The organism is Humidesulfovibrio sp., from assembly GCF_031082295.1.
Taxonomy (GTDB): Bacteria; Desulfobacterota; Desulfovibrionia; order Desulfovibrionales; family Desulfovibrionaceae; genus Humidesulfovibrio.
Genome location: NZ_JAVHLD010000012.1, coordinates 70280 through 88605, shown reverse-complemented (window position 1 = coordinate 88605; position 18326 = coordinate 70280). Strand labels below are relative to the sequence as shown.

At 68.7% G+C, this 18326-nt stretch carries 14 protein-coding genes; 11 read left to right on the top strand and 3 right to left on the bottom strand.

The window, feature by feature from the left end:
• Positions 1-475 precede the first annotated feature (475 nt).
• From RDU24_RS08585 to RDU24_RS08570, 4 genes are all read left to right on the top strand, one after another.
• Entirely contained in the window at positions 476-1027 is a 552-nt protein-coding gene (locus RDU24_RS08585) for a DUF2087 domain-containing protein (RefSeq protein WP_308735329.1), read from the top strand.
• 96 nt (positions 1028-1123) lie between these two features.
• Entirely contained in the window at positions 1124-1729 is a 606-nt protein-coding gene (locus RDU24_RS08580) for a VOC family protein (protein ID WP_308735328.1), read from the top strand.
• Positions 1722-2561: a DNA/RNA nuclease SfsA gene (sfsA, locus tag RDU24_RS08575; RefSeq protein ID WP_308735327.1), complete on the top strand. Its 840-nt coding sequence runs from the start codon at positions 1722-1724 to the stop codon at positions 2559-2561. The genes RDU24_RS08580 and sfsA overlap by 8 nt, the downstream gene beginning before the upstream one ends.
• Before the next feature lie 3 nt (positions 2562-2564).
• Positions 2565-3434: a DMT family transporter gene (locus RDU24_RS08570; RefSeq protein WP_308735326.1), complete on the top strand. Its 870-nt coding sequence runs from the start codon at positions 2565-2567 to the stop codon at positions 3432-3434.
• A 506-nt stretch (positions 3435-3940) separates the two neighbouring features.
• Here the strand turns inward: RDU24_RS08570 and RDU24_RS08565 are convergent.
• Positions 3941-6772 carry a hypothetical protein gene (locus RDU24_RS08565; protein ID WP_308735325.1) on the bottom strand — a complete coding sequence of 944 codons (2832 nt, stop codon included), beginning with the start codon at positions 6770-6772 and terminating at the stop codon, positions 3941-3943.
• Positions 6773-6802: 30 nt separating this feature from the next.
• A complete protein-coding gene (locus tag RDU24_RS08560; RefSeq protein ID WP_308735324.1) occupies positions 6803-8083 on the bottom strand; it encodes an EAL and HDOD domain-containing protein in 1281 nt (426 codons plus the stop codon).
• 84 nt (positions 8084-8167) lie between these two features.
• Between RDU24_RS08560 and RDU24_RS08555 the strand changes: the two genes are divergently transcribed.
• Both RDU24_RS08555 and RDU24_RS08550 read left to right on the top strand, forming a co-directional pair.
• On the top strand, positions 8168-9130 hold the full coding sequence (locus RDU24_RS08555; protein WP_308735323.1) for a GGDEF domain-containing protein: 963 nt from the start codon (positions 8168-8170) through the stop codon (positions 9128-9130).
• A 63-nt stretch (positions 9131-9193) separates the two neighbouring features.
• Entirely contained in the window at positions 9194-10936 is a 1743-nt protein-coding gene (locus tag RDU24_RS08550; RefSeq protein ID WP_308735322.1) for a glycoside hydrolase family 17 protein, read from the top strand.
• 19 nt (positions 10937-10955) lie between these two features.
• Here the strand turns inward: RDU24_RS08550 and RDU24_RS08545 are convergent, their stop codons facing one another.
• Positions 10956-12383 carry an RsmB/NOP family class I SAM-dependent RNA methyltransferase gene (locus RDU24_RS08545; protein WP_308735321.1) on the bottom strand — a complete coding sequence of 476 codons (1428 nt, stop codon included), beginning with the start codon at positions 12381-12383 and terminating at the stop codon, positions 10956-10958.
• A gap of 174 nt (positions 12384-12557) precedes the next feature.
• Between RDU24_RS08545 and RDU24_RS08540 the strand changes: the two genes are divergently transcribed.
• From RDU24_RS08540 to RDU24_RS08520, 5 genes are all read left to right on the top strand, one after another.
• Positions 12558-14234, top strand: coding sequence for an FG-GAP-like repeat-containing protein (locus RDU24_RS08540; RefSeq protein WP_308735320.1), 1677 nt, complete (start codon positions 12558-12560; stop codon positions 14232-14234).
• Positions 14235-14304: 70 nt separating this feature from the next.
• Positions 14305-15348, top strand: coding sequence for an RluA family pseudouridine synthase (locus RDU24_RS08535; protein WP_308735319.1), 1044 nt, complete (start codon positions 14305-14307; stop codon positions 15346-15348).
• Positions 15349-15445: 97 nt separating this feature from the next.
• Positions 15446-15997 (top strand): BON domain-containing protein, encoded by a 552-nt coding sequence (locus tag RDU24_RS08530; RefSeq protein ID WP_308735318.1) that lies wholly within the window; start codon positions 15446-15448, stop codon positions 15995-15997.
• Positions 15998-16023: 26 nt separating this feature from the next.
• Positions 16024-16542 (top strand): C40 family peptidase, encoded by a 519-nt coding sequence (locus RDU24_RS08525; protein WP_308735317.1) that lies wholly within the window; start codon positions 16024-16026, stop codon positions 16540-16542.
• Positions 16543-16697: 155 nt separating this feature from the next.
• Positions 16698-18308 carry a tetratricopeptide repeat protein gene (locus RDU24_RS08520; RefSeq protein WP_308735316.1) on the top strand — a complete coding sequence of 537 codons (1611 nt, stop codon included), beginning with the start codon at positions 16698-16700 and terminating at the stop codon, positions 18306-18308.
• Positions 18309-18326: the final 18 nt, after the last annotated feature.

Below are 18326 nucleotides of genomic sequence, written 5' to 3'. Positions count from 1 at the left end.
GTCCAGTCCCTGGGCCTGGCCACCACCCACCAGTCGGGCTCGCCGCCGCCGCGCGTGCGGTCATTGTACCCTGGACAGGGCCGAAGTTCTTCAAACCGGCCCAGTTCATCCTGAATTCACAATGTCTTGCCGAATCTGTCTGTGACCATAAGGGGCCTCCGTAGAATTCGCAACGGAGTATAGCATGGCCTTTTGAGACCGGACAAAGATCACCCGCTTTTGGCCGCTAAAAAGACAAAATTCCCGGTTGACAGGGTGTGGCAAAGGGCCAAATCGCGCTCCAATTGGTTGCCATCATTACGTACTTGGCATACACAGGGCGCTGGTCGGCAGTTCACCAAGGCGTCGCCGCCCCGCAAGGGGAGCTAAACCTGCCTGTATTGACCCCCTCTCGACACCCCTCTGCCGTGCCGAGTCGGAAGTCGGCGACCACCGGCGGTCCCTTGCGGATCTGGCGCGTGTGTGAGGACACATCATGTCGAGGACACCCCTGCCCCTAGTCGTTGGCGACATCTCGGCCTTCGCGCGTTCCCTGGGCGGCCAGCTGGCCGACTGCGGGCGCACCCCCGGCCACGTGGAGCTGCTGAACATGCTCGCGCGGTCCAGCGGACACAAGAACTTCCAGCACTTCCGAGCCGTGGTCCAGGCGGCCAGGCCCGCCGACCCCAAACGGGAGCCCAGGCCCGCGCCGGAACCCGTAAGCCCCACCCGCCCCGACAGGTTGGCGCGCCTGGCGCGGCTTTTCGACCGCGACGGGCTGCTCACGCGGTGGCCCGGCAAGCGCGGACTGGAGGCCTCGTGCCTGTGGGTCATCTGGTCACGCATCGCGGCCCGCACGGTCTTCACCGAGGCGCGGCTGAACGAGCACCTGAACACGCTGCACACCTTCGGCGACCACGCGCTTCTGCGGCGCGGGCTGGTGGACTGCGGCCTCATGACCAGGACCGCGGACGGGCGCGAGTACCGCCGCGTTGAAGCCAGGCCGACGGCGGAGGCCCTGGCCCTGCTGGAACGATTGGGGAGATAGAAGCGACACCCGCTCCGCAGGCCGGTGGCTCCTTCGGGGGCCAGGCGTTCCGGCCTGCGGAGCATAATCAGCACAGACCACAGGAGCGAACCCCTCATGCGCTTCACCGGCATCAACCACCTGGCCCTGGCCACCGGCGACATGGACCGCACCATCCGCTACTGGCGCGACCTGCTGGGCCTGCGCATGGTGGCTGGCCTGGGCCATCCCGGCTACCGCCACTATTTCTTCGAGCTCACCGAGCACGACATGATCGCCTTTTTCGAGTGGCCCGGCGTGCAGCCCGGCCCGGACAAGGACCACGGCGCGCCGGTGCGAGGGCCGTTCACCTTCGACCACGTCTCCCTCGGCGTGGCGAGCGAGGACGACCTCTGGGACCTGCGCGACCGGCTGGACGCCGCCGGGATGTGGGTCTCCGAGGTGGTGGACCACGGCTTCATCCACTCGCTGTATTCCTTCGACCCCAACAACATCCCGGTGGAGTTCAGCGCGCGGGTGCCCGGCGTGGACCTGGGCGCGAACCCGGTCATGGCCGACACGGACCCCACCCTGTACGCCCTTGAGGGCGCGGAACCCCAGGACGTCTGGCCCTGCCCTGTGCGCTCCACCCCCGTGGCCGAACGCCGCGTCTACCCCGGCGAGGGCCTGCGCCTGGTGGGTCAGCAGCCCGGCGACAAGGACCCAGAGCCGCACCATGTCTAGCGCGGAGACGGAGGAGGGCCAGGCTGGGCGCCTACTCCTGCCGTTTCCTTCCGGCTGCGTGGTGGCCCGGCTGGTGCGCCGCGAGAAGCGCTTCACCGTCATCGCCACCGGTGCGCAGGGCCAGGAACTGCGCGCCCACACCAACAACACCGGCTCCATGATGGGGCTGCTTTCGCCCGGCGCGCCCGCGCTGCTCTCGCCCGCGGTCAACCAGGACCGCAAGCTCAAGTGGACGCTGGAGGCGCTGGCCCTGCCAGGGACTCCTCTAGATGACAACGCCCTGGCCCTGCCAGGGACTCCACCAAACGCCCGCCACGCCTGGGCCGGCGTGAACACCCAAACGCCCAACCGCCTGCTCGACGCCGCCTTCCGCGCCCGCCTGCTGCCCCAGGCCCACGGCTACAGCACCCTCAAGCGCGAGGCCACGACCGGCGCAAGCAGGCTGGACGCGCTGCTGACCGCCGAGCCCGGCAGCGGCCTGCCGCCGCTGTACGTGGAGTGCAAGAACGTCACCCTCGTGGAGCACGGCGTGGCCCTGTTCCCCGACGCCGCCACCGAGCGCGGCCGAAAACACCTTGCGGAGCTGACCCGACTGGTGCAGGAAGGAGCCCGCGCCGCCCTGTTCTTCCTGGTCCAGCGGCCCGACGGCCACACCTTCGCGCCCGCGGGACGCATCGACCCGGACTACGCCGAGGCCTTGGCCGTGGCGCTCAAGGCCGGGGTAGAGGCCTGGGTCTGGCGCGCGGCCATCGCGGAGGCCGGCATCAGCCTGGCCGAGCCCCTGCCCCTGCACCCGGACTGGGCCGCACACGAACGCAAAAGGACCCGCTAACCCATGTTCCAACTCATCCTCGGCGCCTGCATAATCAGTTTCTCGCCCGTGTTCGTGAAGCTGGCCGCGCCCTACGGCATCTCCGGCGACGCAGCGGCCTTCCACCGCGTGCTCATCGGCGGGGTCTGCCTGTTCCTCGCAAGCCTCACCAGCCGCGAGCCGCGCTCCAAAGTCTGGAACATGCCCCGCAGCGGCTTCAACTGGTCGCTGGCCTGCGCCGCCTTCTTCACCGCAGACCTGCTCTGCTGGCACCTGTCCATCCTCTACCTCGGCCCCGGCCTGGCCACCCTCTTCGGCAACTTCCAGGTGTTCCTGCTCGCCGCCTGGGGCATCGTGTTCCTGCGCGAAAAGCCCGGCCTGCGCTTCTTCGCCGGCATCGCCCTGGCCATGGGCGGGCTCTTCGCCATCGTCGCCCCGGCCTGGACCAGCGCCGGACACGACTTCCAGCTTGGCGTCATCTTCGGTCTCGCCACCGGCGTCTTCTACGCCGGGTTCATCCTCACCCTGAACCGCTCCCTGGCGGAATGCGGCGACGGCTCGCAGCTCGCCGCCATGACCACAAACTCGCTCCTCACCGCCGCCATGCTCGTGCCCGTCTGCCTGTTGCGCGGCGAAAGCCTCGCCCTCGACTTCGGCATGCCCCTGCTGCTCATGACAGCCTACGGCATATCCTCGCAATTCGTCGGCTGGGTGCTCATCAGCCGCGGCCTGCGCGAAACCCGCACCTCCCTCGTCGGACTCATCCTGCTCCTGCAACCCTGCCTCGCCTACGTCTGGGACCTCACCATCTTCAGCCGGCCCGCAGGACTCGCCGAAATCCTCGGCGTGGCCGCCACCCTCACCGGCATCGCCCTCGGCGCCCGCAGACGCTGAGACAGGGGCCGAGCCTGGGCCAGGATGCCTCCGTTGGCCAGAGGGGCTCCGCCCCTGGACCCCGCCGGTGGCCTGAGACCCATCTATGTTGTCGACAGCCGTAAGATTCGCGGAAGACCGCTCATCGTAGCGGCTGACGCCCGGACCCCCCAATGGGCTTGGGGCAGGGGTGGCAGGCTGGATTTCTGAAAATAGAATTTTTTAGGAAGTCAGGTCGAAAGATCAGAACAAAGACACGCTCTCGTGGCTGACCCCCCCGAAAGCCGAAAGGGCTGTTTCAGGTCCCTCCTGCCCCCTTCGGGGTTTCACGGGTGTTGCGCTCCTGTCTCGCCTGCAGGCCAGGGCCGCTGCCGCCTGCTTCACGATTCCCTTGAACATCCCAAAAGTGAAAGGTTCCTGTTGACGGCTTTGCGTCGACAGGAACCTTTCACGTACGGGGGAGTCCAGAGGGCCTCAGGTCCTTTGGCGGGGGTGCCGGGGGCGGAGCCCCTGACCACGGCCCAAAGTCAGCTCTTGGGCAGCCGCAGGCTTATGGTTGTTGTGTCGTCGGTGGAGTTGACGTTCAAACTGCCGCCGAAGGTTTGGGCGATGAGTTTGGCGGCGTAGCGCGCGCGTGCGAGGCCGTTGCCGGGATTTTTGCCCAGGGGCTTGTCGAAGAAGCGGGCCTGTTCGTCGGCTGAGAGTGCGCCGGGCCGAGTGATGTCGAGGCGGAGGAGGCTGGCGGCCTCGTCGATGCCGAGGGAGGCCTGGACGGCGGACTGACGTGGAGCGGCTTCCAGGGCGTCGCGCAGCAGGTTCAGGGCCAGGGCGTGGGCGGGGATTGGGTCGCCGGGGCCGGGGAGGGTGGTGTTTTGCGGCAGCGGCGAGTCGCCCAGCAGCAGCTCCAGGTCGACGTGCCTGCTGGCGGCGAGGGCGCCCACATCCTTGGCGGCGCGCCGGGCCACCACGGCGAGGTCGAGGCTGCGGCCCTGGGGCATGGCGTACAGGCCGCGCTCCATGCGGAAGATGTCCACGGCCATGTTCACCGTGTTGACGATGCGGTAGCCGGAGTCCCGAATGACGGTGAGTTTCTTGATCTGCTCCGGGGTGGTTGCGGGGTCGTCCAGCAGTTCCTGGGGCAGATGGATGAAGGCGGTGAGGGACTGGCCCAGCTCGTAGCGGGTGATGCCCTCGATTTCGCGCACGAGGTTTTCCATGTCGTGCTCAAGGCTCACGTCGCGGAAGCTGAACAGCCGTCCGCCTGGGCCTGTCCCCTCGGCGCCGGCCGTTGGGTGCGAGCGGAAGACCAGGGTCTGTCCGGTGGTGCTGGCCAGGGTCAGTCCTTCCTCTGCGCTGGCGGGGTCGGCCAGGAGGTCGCGCACGCGGGCGAGCCAGGCCTCGGGCCATTGCAGGCGCTTGGCCAGCAGCGGCAGCAGCGCGTCGAGGCCTTTTTGGCGGTCGGCCTCGCCCAGGCCGAAGAGTTCGGGGAAGCGGGCGTTCCAGGCGGCCACGGCCCCGGAGCCGTCCACGGCGGCCACGGCGTCCTCGGTGAGGGCCAGGTGGGTGGAGAGCAGGTTGGCGCAGGCGTCGCGCGCGGCGGCGGCAGCCTGGCTCTGGCGGTTGGCCTCGTCCAGGGCGTTGCCCTTTTCGATGAGGCGGGCGGCCAGGCCGTCGCGTTCGTTCGTCAGCGCCGTCAGCTCGCTGGCCAGCCTGTCGCGTTCGGACGCGAGGGCTTGGGACTCGGCCTGCTCGGACGCTCTCGTCTTTTCGGCATCGGCCAACTGCTTGCGCAGGGCGTCCAGCTCGGCGGCCTGGTCTGCGGCAAGCCGCTCGCGGTCGGCCTGGGAAGTATGGGCGAGCTCGGCCAGTTCGCTGGTCAGGCGCTCGCGGTCGTCCTCCAACTCCTGGATCTTGGCGGAAATTTCCTTCTTGGCCGTGCCCAGCTTGACGAGCAGCTCCTGGGTTTCCGCCACCGCGCGGGACTGCTCGCGCATGCGTTCGTCTTTGAAGGCGTGCAGGCTCTCCTGCTCGGCCAGGCGGGCGGAAAGGTCTTGAATGCTCTGCGCGGCCTCGCCGGCCTCGGCTTCAAGGATATGGATGCGCTCCTGCGCCTGATTCAAGCGGGCCTGGGCCTCGGCTTCATCGGCGCGGCGGGCCTGGTTCATGCGGGAGCCGGTCTCGGCCAGATGGGCGCGCATGGCATCGGCCTCCGAGGCCAGGGAGGCGTGGGCCTCCTTGGCCTTGCGCAACTCATCGCGGGCGCCCTCGGCCTCGGCACGGGCGCGGTTCACCTCGGCCTGAGCCTGGGCCTGGGCCTCTTCGGCCTCTCGCCGCGCCAGCAGGGTCTGGCTTTCGGCCTTGGCCACGGCCTGGTCGACACGGGCCTGGACCTTGCGCAGTTCGGCGCGGGCGGCCTCGGCCTCGGCGCGGGCGTTGTCGATCTCCTGAAGCGCCAGCTCGCGGGCCTCTTCCACCTCTCGCTGGACGCCCAGGGCGGAATGGGCCTCGGCCAGCCGGGTTTCCAACTCCGCGCGGCTGGCCTCCAGGGCCTGGACCTTGGAGGCGTAGTCCTCCAGCTGGTCCTGGGTCTTGGCCTGGGCGGCGGCGTACTCGGCCTTGAGGGCGGCCAGTTCGTCGGCTCCGGCCTTGGAGGTCTGCTCGGCGGTGGCGGCCAGCCGGGCCTTGAGCTCCTCTTGAGCCGCTTGCTGGGCATTGCCCCAGGCCTGTGCCTGTGCCAGCTCGGAGGCCAGGGCGGCGGCGCGCTCGCGGGACTGGCGCAGGGCCGTTGTGGCCTGCCGCGCGGCGTCCATGGCGCGTCGAAGTTCGTTCTCGCGCTGGGCCACCAGGGCGCCCAGGCGCTCGGCCTCGGCGGCGCTGGCCGTGTCGACGGGCGGGGCGGGCCGCGGCGTTTCCGGAACAGCGGCGCTGGCCCAGGTCAGGAAATGTCCGATGAGCACGCGCTCGAAGTAGCGCTCCACGTCCTCGTGGGCGCGGGCCCGGGAGCCCTTGTCGACCCAGGATTCGCGCACCAGGTCGTCGTAGGCCCGGCGCAGCAGGCGCAGGGTGCGCAGCGAGTCGGGCATGTCCATGCCGGCCTGGCGGTGTCCTGCGGCCAGCTCACGGCCAAGCAGCGCGGCGGGGTCGGTGGTGTGGTCGGCGCTGACTGTGGGGCGTCCCTCGGTGTCGAGCACCTGGGCCAGCACGCGGGAGCTGCCGGTCACGGCGCTTTCGACGGCTTCCTCGGCCAGGGCCTGTCCGGCGTGCTCGGCCAGCCGCCGCAGTCGCACGGCCAGCCACGGGCCGTTGGCCAGGGCCAGCCCGGCCAGGGTCATGACGTCAGAGGGGACCTGCTCGCTCATGGGGCTCCTTGAAACCGGGCGCTTCAGGGACTAGTTGCGATGCGCCGCGTCTTTCCCAGTGGCGGGGGCGGGCAAGGCGGACAAGAGCTTGTCGGCCCACTGGAAGGAGGCGTTGTAGGCATCGGCCACGGAGCCCGTGGGCAGGGAGAGCTGCAGGGCGTACTCGGCCATTTCCTCCCACTGGGTGTTCTCGATGGCCTGGGCCATGCCGAGCCAGGGGGTGTAGGGGCCGTTGCAGCCGCACAGGCCGGCGCTCAGGGAGTCGTCCAGGGACAGCCGGGACAGCACGCTGTCCATGGGCATGTCGAGCATGGCCGGCATGAGGGACAGAAGGCCGAGCAGGAACAGGCTCTCGGCCTCGTCGCGGCGGTCGGAGGCCACGGCCAGCAGCTCGAAAAACTTGGCGCGCTGGGCGGCCAGGTGCAAAAGCTCCCGGGCCTTGGAGGAGGGGGTCATGTCGGCCATGACCATGACCCGGAGCCAGGCGCAGAGGTGTTCCCACCCGGCCAGGAGCACCGCCTGGCGGATGGAGGAGACCTTCTTCAGCAGGCCGAAGTGCGCGGAGTTGAGCATGGCCAGCACCCGGTAGGACACCGAGGCGTCGGCCTCGATGGCGTTCACCAGCATGTCCGTGGGCGGTTCGTTCTGGCTCAGCAGGTTCATCAGGTTCATGCGCGTGGTTTCCGCAGCGGAGACCTTGCGCTGGACCAGGGTCTTGGGCTCGCGGAAGAAGTACCCGGAGAAAAGGCTGAAGCCGAGCGACCGGGCGAGGGCCTCGGTCTCGTGGCTTTCCACGCGTTTGGCCAAAAGCGTCAAGCCCTTGGCCGCCAGGGCCTTGGCCATGGAGCTCAAGCCCTTGATGCCGCCCAGAGGGTCGCGCATGTCCAGGATGACGATGTCCACCATCTCGAACAGGGGGCTGTCCGGGGGCATGGGCGCGGTCAGGTCCAGGGCAAGCTCGTAGCCGTCCTTGCGCAGGGAGCGCAGGGCCTCAAGGTAGGTGCTGTCGCCCAGGTCGTCGTGGGCGATGACCGGAAGCACGCACGCCGGCCCCAGGGCCTTGGGCACGGCGGTGAGCACGGCCGGGCCGGGCAGGTGGATGAGCGCCTTGTGCGGCTGGGCGCAGGTGTCCATGCAGGCGGGCAGGCACTGGATCACCGAGAGGGTGGCCAGCACCGGGTCTGAAAATTCCGAGTAGGTGTGGTCGAGGCAGCGCCGGTAGAAATGAAAATAGCCCCAGGTGTTCAGGGAGGCGTCCAGCACTGGCTGTCGGGCCACGAAAAGGGTTTCGTAGTGGGGTTGGCGCATCATTTCAGAAATCCCGGGGTCAGATGTTTCCGTAAAGAGGGTCAGGGCCGTGGACATATTCCGAAACAAATGCTAGCGACTCCCATCATGAATGTAAAGGCACTGTTGGAAGACGGCGCGGGGGGCGAATACCTCTCACACCTGTTCAGCATAGAGCGCTATGCCTGGATGGCGCTGTCCTACGACATGGCCCTGGCCGTGGACATGGACGGCTGCATCCTTGAGGCGAACGCCGCCTGGGCTCGCGCCTCCGGGCACTGGCCCGAAAGCCTGCGCGGGCAGTACCTGCTTGAATTCATGGATTTCGACGACCGCGAGCGCGTGCTTTCGAAATTCCAGTCGCTCATAACCAGCGACGCCGCCACCACCACCTTCGACTTCCGCTTCCGCTGCGCCGACGGGGCCTACAAGCGTTTCAACTGGAACATGCTCTTCTCGCCGGACAACGAGATCTTTTATTGCATCGTCAAGGACCTGAGCGACGTGCACGACCTGCGCCACGCCGCCTATCACGACACCCTGACCGGCCTGCCCAACCGCCTTTTCCTCACCGACGCCCTGCCGAGGCTCATCGAGGCCGCCGGGGAGCACGACCACATCCTGGCCCTCATGTTCCTCGACCTGGACGGCTTCAAGCAGGTCAACGACACCCTGGGCCACCAGGCCGGCGACGTGCTGCTCCAGGCCGTGGCCGAGCGCCTGCGCCAGTGCATCTCGCGCCCGGAGAACTGCGTGCGCCTGGGCGGCGACGAATTCGTCCTGCTGGAGACCTGGCCCTGCGACTGCCACGGGGCGGCCCGCCTGGCCGAGAGCGTCATCTCCTCCGTGAACCAGCCCGTCTCCATCGACGGCAACGAGGTGCACGTGGGCGTGTCCATCGGCATCGCCCTGGCCCCCACCGACGCCGACGTGCCTGCCGCCCTCATGGAACTGGCCGACCAGGCCATGTACCGCGCCAAACGCGGCGGCAAGAACCGCTACGTCTTCGCCGCCGATGAACTCAGGGGTTGTTCCTCCTCGACGCTTGAGTCCGTCGAAGCAAACGCGTAAAGAAGCCCCACCGGAGGCCTGCGGCAGACGCCGCCACAGCCAAAGCGCCCCGGCGGAGAACCCATGCGCCCCCTTGACCGGAACCTGCCCACCCTGGCCGGCTTTGCAACGGCCCTCGTGGCCCTGGCCGCAGCTGTGGCCCTCAACCTCGCCTTCTGGTGGGTGCAGGGCCGTCCCCAGGACATCCCCGACGCAGTGAGCTCCGAGGGCGGACCGGCGCGCATCAAGAGCGCCTCCTTCAGCCCGTACCGCTCCGGGCAGAGCCCCTTTGCCCAGCCCTTCACCCGCGCCCAGCTGGAAGAGGACGTGGCCTTCGCCGCCAAGCACTTCGAGCGCATCCGCACCTACGCCAACCGCGCGCAGTTCGCCCCGGTGCCGGAGCTGGCCCAGAAGCACGGCCTCAAGGTCATCCTGGGGGCCTGGGTCGGCGCCAACCTGAAGGACAACGAGCTGGAGATCGCGGGGCTCATTAAGCTCGCCAACGACTATCCGGACACCGTGGAGCGCGTGGTGGTGGGCAACGAGGTGCTGCTGCGCCGGGAGATCACCCCGGAGCTGCTCATCGACTACATCCGCCGCGTCAAGGCCGCGGTGAAGCAGCCCGTGACCTACGCCGACGTCTGGGCCTACTGGCTGGAGAACCCCAAGGTCGCGGCCGAGGTGGACTCCATCACCATCCACATCCTGCCCTACTGGGAGAACACGCCCACGCCCCTCGACGGCGTCATCCCGCACATGCTGGAGGCCCACGCCAAAATCGCCGCCGCCTATCCGGGCAAGCCCATCCTCATCGGCGAGATAGGCTGGCCCAGCGCGGGCCGCGTGCGCAAGGACGCCGTGCCCGGCCGCGTGGCCCAGGCCCGCTTCGTGCGAGAGATCATCAACACCGCCCACGACAAGGGCATCGACTACAACATTTTCGAGCTCTTCGACGAGCCCTGGAAGTTTGGGCAGGAGGGCACCGTGGGCGGCAACTGGGGCCTTGTGGACCTGGGGCGGCACATGAAGTTCCCCCTCACCGGCCCGGTCTCCGAGAAGCCCTACTGGCTGCTGGCTTTCTGGCTGTCCTCCGGAGCCGCGGCGCTGCTCTGCGCCCTGGCCCTGTTCCTGCGGCCGCCGCAGGGCTTCGGCCGGACGGCGCTGGTGGCCCTGGCGGGCCAGGGCCTGTGCACGCTTCTGGCCGTCAGCGCAGAGCAGTCCCTGCGCCTGGCCTTCGGCGTGGGCGGCGTCATCGGCGGGGTGCTCATGACCGGCGGCGGGGCCGTGTTGTGCCTGCTGGTGTTCAGCGAGCTGGCCGACCTCGCCACGGGGCGGCTGCCCGGCCCCGGGCCGCTGCAACCGGTCATCGCCCGGCTGGAGGGATTGCGCTCCCTGCGCTTCCGGCCCACTGGCCCGGAGGAGTCCTGGCGCACCCTGGCCGTGGGCTGGCTCGACCTCATCTTCGGCCTGGCCGCCCTGGCGCTCACCTTCGGGCTGATAGTGGACCCGCGCTACCGCGACTTCCGCGTGGCGCAGTTTCTGCCGGTGGCCCTGTGCATGCTGGTGCGGTTCTGGGCCACCCGCGAGCCGCCCCGGCCCGTGGGCAGCCCGCGCGAGGAATGGCTGCTGACGGGCGTGTTCGTGCTCGGCGCGGTGTGGATTCCGATTCAGGAGGGCTGGGTCAACCAGGCCGCCTGGGCCTGGAGCGCCACGCTGCTGCTTCTGGCGCTGCCCTGGGGCCTGTCCATCCGCAGGCAGGGCCAGGCCATCCGCCTGGGCCAGGCGGAGCGCCCGGCTGACACGCCCGCTGGCGGGCAGGCCGACTAGCGTCCGGGCGCCTGTCCGGCTATCTGTCCGACCAGAGCAGGCGGCGGCCCTTGCGGGTCAAGAGCCCGAGCGGCAGGCCCCGGAAATACAGCCCCACCAGGCTGCTCTCGCCGGGCAGCTCCAGGCTGCGGCCCGAGAGCAGGTCCAGAATGCTTTGCGGCTCGTCCACGTCGAGCCGGTCCGAGGCCGCCAGCTCCCCCACCGGAGGCAGCAGCAGCCGCGCGCGCGGGTCGGGCCGGAAGCGCCCGGCCGAGGCCGCGCCCAGCGGGAAGCCCTGCCAGCGCAGGCCAGGGCGGCGGCTCGTCAGCGCCAGCGCCTGTTCGTGCAGAAAATACACCTTGCCGCCAAAGTCGCGCGCCTCGCCCGGGGGCAGGTTGCCCGGGGCAAGCGGCCCGGCCGCGGCGAGGTCACGGCCGGACAGGACGCGCCCGCCAAGCTCCACCGGACCCTCCATCGCCCCATCGAAATCTTCGCCCTCGGCGGCACTGGGCGCGCCGCCGCCCTGCTTGACGAACCGCGCCAGGAAAAACCCCTGGCCCCCGGAATCCTCCGTCCCCTCTGGCGCTTGATCCGCCTTCGTGCCGCCCACCCGCAGAACGCCGTCGAGCCCCGGCAGGGCGGGCGGGCGCGGGGCGAAGCCCGCTGGCGCGGGCAGGGGCGAGAGGTCGAGCGGAAGGGTTTCCAGCGCCCAGGCCGCCTGCTCCTCGTTCTCGCGCACGTGGGTGGTGCAGGTGGAGTACATGAGCCTGCCGCCGGGCTTGAGCAGCGAGGCCGCGTGGGCCAGCAGCGCGCGCTGCAGGCGCACCAGGGTCTCGGCCTTCTCCGGGGTCCACAGGGTCATGACCAGCGGGTTCTTGTCCGCCGTGCCCCAGCCGCTGCACGGCGGGTCCAGCAGGATGCAGTCCAGGCTGCCCGGCGCGAGCGCCAGGTGCTGGGCCTCGGCCCCGACGGTGGCCACGTTGGCGGCGTTCATGCGGCGCAGGTTCTGGCGCAGGGTGGCCAGGCGGTCGCGCGAGGCCTCGCTGGCCAGCACGAAGCCCTCCGGCCCCACGGCCAGGGCCAGGATGCCGGTCTTGCCGCCGGGGCTGGAGCACATGTCCAGGCAAACGTCGCCGGGGGCCGCGCGGAGCATGGCCGGGGGCAGCATGGAGGAGCGGTCCTGGATGTAGATCAGCCCGAAGCTGGCGGCCAGGGACGAGCCCAGCGGAAAGGGTTCGGCTGTGAGCCTGCGGGCGCTGGGCAGAAACGGCTCGTCCTCGAAGGCGAAGCCCTGGGCCGCGAGCAGCGCCTCCACCAGAGGCGCCTGGTCCGGCGCGGTGGTGATGCGGAAGGTGCGGGCCGTGCCGGTCCTGTTGGCCTGGGGCGCGCACTCGGCCCTGAGCGGGTGGGCCGGGCCGGTCGGCTTGGCCTTCTTGCCGGTCTTCGCGGACTTTGCGGTCTTCGTCATGGGCTCGGGCATAGCCCGGCGCGGGGTGCCTTGGCAATGACCAGCGCCTTTCCCGCCGGGCGACGCGGCAAGGTTTCTTTTGCATGCCGCATGTGTTGGTGCTAAGGGCCTAGAACAGAAAACGGCTTTATGGTCGGAAGAGCAAACGTTTTTGCCTCGCAAGGAGGAGTCCACATGTCTTTCAAGAGATTATCAGCCCTGCTGCTGCTCGCGGTCCTGGTCTGCCTGCCCGCGCTTGCGCAGGCCCAGGGGGCGCGCACGTTCGCCGTGCTGCCGTTCAAGATCAATGGCGACAAATATCAATACATGAGCAAGGGCGCCCAGACCATGCTGATCTCGCGCCTTTCCTGGCCCGGCTATTTCGAGGCCGCGCCAAGGGGCAACGTTGATCGCGCCGGGAACAGCTTCCCTGCAAACCCGGCCGATGCCGTGACCCTCATGGGGCAGGTGGGCTCGGACTTCCTCATGGCCGGAAGCATCGACTTCAAGGACACCCAGGCCAATGTCGCCCTGAACGTTTATGACCGCAAAGGCCAAAGCTGGACCAAGACGGCCCAGGTTCCGGTGGAAGGCTTGGTGCCCGTGCTGGAGCGTCTGAGCGCCGAGGTGCGGACCGAGATCTTCAAGCGCCCCGGCGAGGACGCCAAGGTGCAGGAGCGCAAGGAGCTGCGCAAGGGCGAGGCGGCGAAGGCCACCGTGCCGAAGAACGCCGAGTTTGTGGTGGGCGATACGGGCGAGGCCCCGGTCGGTCCCAGCGGCGGGCCGGTGATGAACCCGCAGTTCCGCTATGAGGGCGGCGCCGAAACCCCTGGCCGCTGGCAGAGCCAGAGCCTGCGCTTCCCCTCCGTGGGCATGGTCGTGGGCGACTTCCAGGGCGACAAGAAGAACCGCGTCATCATCGCCAGCACGCACAAGCTCTATGTCTACGAATATTACCAGAACACCCTGAAGCCCCTGGGCGAGCACGACCTCGGCATGCGCATCAAGGTTCTGCGCCTGAGCGCCGTCGACGTGGACCGCGACGGTCGCGCCGAGCTCATCGTCTCCACCATGGACAACCCCGAGGGCAACGCCGAGCCAAAAAGCTTCGTCTTCAACGTCGTGAACGGCAAGTTCGAGGCGTTCTGCAAGCCGCAGAAACTCCACCTGGGCGTTGCGCGCGTCCCACCCAGCTTCCAGCCTGTGGTGGTGGGCCAGCGCAAGGGCTACCACGGCCCCTTTGAGGAATCCGGCGTCAGCGAGATGAGCTTCTCTGGCGGCGAGTTCACGCCTGTGCGCAAGCTGCGCCTGCCGAGCATCGCCAATACCTTCAACTTCAGCTACGTGCCCGAGGGCAGCACCTACAAGATCATGGTGCTGAACGAGTACAGCTACCTGAAGGTGTTCACCCCCGACCTGGAGCCCCAGTACAGCCAGGAGGAAGGCTACAACAGCTCCGCCGTGCACATCATCGTCGACGAGCGCCTGCCCGGCATGGACACCGGCAACCGCGACACGGGCGTGGAGGAATTCTACTACATCCCCATCCGCATGCTCCCTGTCTCCTTCGAGGCCGGAGCCAAGTACGAGCTGTTGCTGAACAAGGACATCTCCGTGGCCTCGCAGGTCTTCACCAAGTTCCGGCGCTTCTCCCAGGGCGAGATCCACTCCCTGTTCTGGGACGGCGTGGGCATGAGCATGGCCTGGAAGACCCGGCGCATCAAGGGCACCGTGGTCGACCTGGGGCTGGACGACCTGAGGAACGACGGCAGCAGGCAGCTCATCGTCTGCCTGAACACCTATTCCGGCGCCGTGGGGCTGAGCAACGAGAAGACCGTCATCGTGACCTACGACCTGGATTCGAAAAAATAGCCGCCGTCGCGGAGGGAGGGCCGGAACGCCCGGCCCTTCCTCCGCCGGTTTCCTCCCGCACAAGGCCCCCATGCCAGACGACGCCGACAGCCGACCTTCCGCCCCCGGGCAACGCCTCCTGCCCCTCATCGTCTCCCCCGAGGAGGCGGGCCAGAAGCTCCTGCAATTCCTCACGCGCCGCCTGACGGGCGCGGTGCCGGGCTCGGCCCTCTTGAAGGCCATCCGCACCGGGCAGGTGCGCGTGGACGGTGGGCGCAAGCAGCCCTTCTTTCGTCTCGCCGCCGGGCAGGAGGTGCGCGTGCCGCCCTTCCTGAAGCCGGGACAGACCCAGCCGGAACAGGCCAACCCAGGCCGTGACGAGCCAGGCCGGGCAGCCCCCGCGCAGGGCGCCCCGGCCCCGCTTCCCCTCAGCATCCTCTATGAGGACAACGGGCTGGTGGCCGTGGCCAAGCCCGCCGGGCTGTGCGCCCACGCCGGCACCCGGCACCCGGACTCCGTGGCCGACCGCCTGAAGGCGCTGTACGCCGGCGCGCCCTTTTTGCCCGTGCTGGCCCACCGCCTGGACAAGGACACCTCGGGCATCCTGCTGGCGGCCAAGAGCTACGCCGAGCTCAGGCGCCTGGGAGACCTTTTCGCCTCGGGCGGGGTGTCCAAGACCTATCTGGCCTGGGTGGACGGCAGCTGGCCGGGCCGCGGCGCGGAACTGCTGGAGGACACCCTGGAGCGCCTGGAGCTGGCCACCGGAGAAGTGGCCGGACGCAAGAAGATCGTTCGCGCCGAGGCTTCCCCGGCCCCTGGCGGCAAGGGCGGCGGCCAGGGCAAGCTGGCCAGGTGCGAAGTAACGCCGCTCTTGCGCAAGCGCGCGGCCACCTTGATGCAGGTGCGCCTGCTGACTGGCCGCACCCACCAGATCCGCGTGCAGCTTTCCCTGCGCGGGCACCCCATCATCAGCGACGCGGTCTACGGCCGCAAGGTGCGCGGGCTGACCATGCTGCTCCACGCCCTGTGCCTGCGCCTGCCCGGGCGCGCCCTGTTCCTGGCCCCGGCCTGGAGCGGGCCTTTCGCCCTGCCCGAGACCCTGCTGGACCGCCTGCGCGAGGAGCTTGGCGCCTAGACCCCGCAGCAGGCCCGTCCCTTCTGGCCCCGATTTTGCTTGCGTTCCGCAAAACAAACGGTCCGGCAGATTCTGCCGCGCCAGAAGGAGCACGCCCATGCGCCGCCTCATCCTGTGTCTGTTTTGCGCCCTCGCCGTTTCGAGCTTAAGCGGCTGCGGCACCATCTACAAAGCCTCGGTGGACGAGCGCGACGTCGGCACCTTCGTCGACGACGGCCGCATCGAATCCTCCGTGCGCGCCCGCATCATCAACGACTCCATCGTCAAGCTGCGCGACATCAGCGTGAATTCTTTCCTGGGCACCGTGTACCTGGTGGGCGAGTTCGACGCCGACCAACAGAAAATGCGCGCCGTGCGACTGGCGCGCGAGGTGGACGGGGTGCGCCGCGTCACCGTGGTGCCTTTTCAGAAACGTGACGATCCCACCTGCGGCACCACCGACGACCTGGCCCTCTACGCCAAGGTCAAGGCCCGCCTCGTGGAAGATCAGGACATCTGGTCCACCCAGGTGGACATCAAGATGGTGCAGTGCAACGCGGTGGTGCTGGGCCTGGTCAAAAGCCAGCGCGATGCCAACCAGATCATCGCCCACGTGAACGCCGTGGAAGGCGTGCGCACCGTTCAGAACTACATCCGCATCATAAAGTAGCGGCGCGGCCGGCCGATACGAAAGACATGGACAACGCGCATCGCAATACAACGGCTATGGCCCGGGTGGGGCTGCTGGCGCTGCTGCTTCTGGCCTTGGGGCTTGGCGGCTGCGCTCCGGCGCACATCGCCCCGGAGCCCTTGCCGACCCTGAGCCAGGGCGCGCGCAACCCGGTGGTGGCGGCGGCGCGGTCGCTCACCGGGGCGCCCTACAAGTGGGGCGGCGAATCTCCCCAGACGGGCTTCGACTGTTCCGGGCTGACCTGGTGGGCCTACCGCCAGGTGGGCGTGGACCTGCCGCGGGTGTCCTACGACCAGTACGAGGTGGGCCACCCGGTGGGCCGCCGCGACATCGGCCCCGGCGACCTGGTGTTCTTCCGCCTGCGCGGCAACCGCAAGAACATGCACGTGGGCATCGCCACGGACAACGACTCCTTCATCCACAGCCCCAGCAGCGGCGGCCGCGTGCGCGAGGAACCCTTCGACACCCCCTACTGGCGCGAGCACTACATAGGCGCGCGCCGGGTGCTGCGGAGCGGCGGCTAGAACCGGCGCGAACCACCTTATCTTCCTCCCGATATTGACCCACGTCGGCTTTTTGTGGCAACAAGTGCGAGCCTCTTCTTTTCATGAGGCCCGGAGGCGGCTTTGCGCCGTCCCACGCCTTGCAAGCCCATTTCGCGAGAGACAGGGGGAACACGATGAAAAGCGTTCATGTCATGCTGAGGATGGCCGTTCTTGCGGCGCTGTTCGTTTGGTGCCTGGCCCAGCCGACGGCCCAGGCCCTGGCGGCCCAGACCCCGGCCGAGGTCGCTGCGGCCATGCAGGCCCGGCTGGACAAGGACCCCGCCGACCTTGACGCCAAAGCCCAGCTCGCCAACGCCCTGATCCAGACGGGCGACATCGCCAAGGCCGAGACCCTGGTGCAGGAGGTTCTGGCCGCCCAGCCCGGACACCCCATGGGATCCTATGTCCTTGGCAACGTCCTCGTCACCAAGGGTGAAACCGCCAAGGCCATCGCCGTGCTGCGCGGCGTGCGCGACGAAACCAAGCCGCTTGTGCGCCGTGCCGTGGCCCAGTTCGTCACCCTGCTCGAGATGACGGAGAGCGCGCGCCTGGCCCAGGAGGCCCTCAAGGCCGAGCAGGCGGGCCAGCCCGCCGCCGTCGCCCCCGGCAGCATCGCCGTGTTTCCCTATGGCGACCTTTCGCCGGACAAACAGTATGCCCCCTTGCGCAAGGCGCTCACGGCCATGCTCATCTCCGACCTGAGCGCAGCCAAGAGTTTAAAGGTGCTGGAGCGGGTGCGCCTGCAGGCCCTCTACGACGAGATGGGGCTCGGCAAGGCGGGCGCGCTGGACGCACAGACCGCGCCCCGGCTGGGCCGCATCCTTGGGGCGCAGAGCGTCGTCACCGGCAACCTCGGTGGCGCCCTTACCGCCACCACCAGCCTTGTCGAGCGCACCGGCAAGCCCGCCATCAACTTCGCTGTGGACCAGGCGCCCGACAAGTTCTTCCAGCTCGAAAAGGACACCGCCTCCCAACTGCTGGCAAAGCTCGGAGTGCAGCCGGACGCGGCTGAGGCCAGAAGCCTCAGGATGCCGCAGACCAAGGACCTCCAGAGCGTCATGCTCTACGGCCAGGGGCTGGACGCCCTGGACGCGGGGCAGTGGCAGAGCGCGGCCGATTTCTTCAAGAAGGCCCTGGCCCGCGACCCCTTCTTTGACTTGGCGGCAGGGGCGCTCGATTCCACTCCTCCGCGCGACGCCCCGACCCTGGCCCAGTTCAGCGCCATGTCCAGCCTGCAACGGGGCGGCATCTTCGGCGGTTCCCTCGCCGCTGCTGCTGCGGCCCAGGCCGCGGCAAACGCCGCCGCCGCCAGGGCCGTGTCCTTCGGCTGCTTCACCAGGGACACCCAGGTGGCCATGGCCGACGGTTCGTTCCGGCCCATCACCTCTCTCCAGCTCGGTGACATGGTGCAAAGCTTCGACGCAGCCACCAAGACCCATGTGGCCAGGCCGGTGGTCCAGAAGCTGGTGTTCGAGCAGAACCACTACCTGCTGCTGAACGGACAGCTGAAGCTTACGGAATCCCACCCGGTCCTGAAAGCCGACGGGACCTGGGCCGAGGCCAAGAATCTGCGCCCCGGCGACCGGCTCACAGGGCGTGACGGGCTCATCGACGTGCGCAGCCTGGAGCGCGTGGGGACCGACGAGTACGTCTTCAACTTCGAGATCGCCAAGAGCCACACCTACCTGATCCGAGGCGCGGGCGGCACCGTCTACGTGGTCCACAACGCCAAGGGCGGCTCCTAACACCCTCTGTCAAGAAAA

Bases quoted from the DNA above. Each gene is read 5' to 3' on its own strand.
- RDU24_RS08560 (WP_308735324.1), bottom strand. From the start codon at position 8,083: ATGATGCGCCAACCCCACTACGAAACCCTTTTCGTGGCCCGACAGCCA.
- RDU24_RS08550 (WP_308735322.1), top strand. From the start codon at position 9,194: ATGCGCCCCCTTGACCGGAACCTGCCCACCCTGGCCGGCTTTGCAACG.
- RDU24_RS08580 (WP_308735328.1), top strand. From the start codon at position 1,124: ATGCGCTTCACCGGCATCAACCACCTGGCCCTGGCCACCGGCGACATG.
- RDU24_RS08545 (WP_308735321.1), bottom strand. From the start codon at position 12,383: ATGACGAAGACCGCAAAGTCCGCGAAGACCGGCAAGAAGGCCAAGCCG.
- RDU24_RS08525 (WP_308735317.1), top strand. From the start codon at position 16,024: ATGGACAACGCGCATCGCAATACAACGGCTATGGCCCGGGTGGGGCTG.
- RDU24_RS08535 (WP_308735319.1), top strand. From the start codon at position 14,305: ATGCCAGACGACGCCGACAGCCGACCTTCCGCCCCCGGGCAACGCCTC.
- RDU24_RS08540 (WP_308735320.1), top strand. From the start codon at position 12,558: ATGTCTTTCAAGAGATTATCAGCCCTGCTGCTGCTCGCGGTCCTGGTC.
- RDU24_RS08585 (WP_308735329.1), top strand. From the start codon at position 476: ATGTCGAGGACACCCCTGCCCCTAGTCGTTGGCGACATCTCGGCCTTC.
- RDU24_RS08570 (WP_308735326.1), top strand. From the start codon at position 2,565: ATGTTCCAACTCATCCTCGGCGCCTGCATAATCAGTTTCTCGCCCGTG.
- RDU24_RS08565 (WP_308735325.1), bottom strand. From the start codon at position 6,772: ATGAGCGAGCAGGTCCCCTCTGACGTCATGACCCTGGCCGGGCTGGCC.
- sfsA (WP_308735327.1), top strand. From the start codon at position 1,722: ATGTCTAGCGCGGAGACGGAGGAGGGCCAGGCTGGGCGCCTACTCCTG.
- RDU24_RS08520 (WP_308735316.1), top strand. From the start codon at position 16,698: ATGAAAAGCGTTCATGTCATGCTGAGGATGGCCGTTCTTGCGGCGCTG.
- RDU24_RS08530 (WP_308735318.1), top strand. From the start codon at position 15,446: ATGCGCCGCCTCATCCTGTGTCTGTTTTGCGCCCTCGCCGTTTCGAGC.
- RDU24_RS08555 (WP_308735323.1), top strand. From the start codon at position 8,168: ATGAATGTAAAGGCACTGTTGGAAGACGGCGCGGGGGGCGAATACCTC.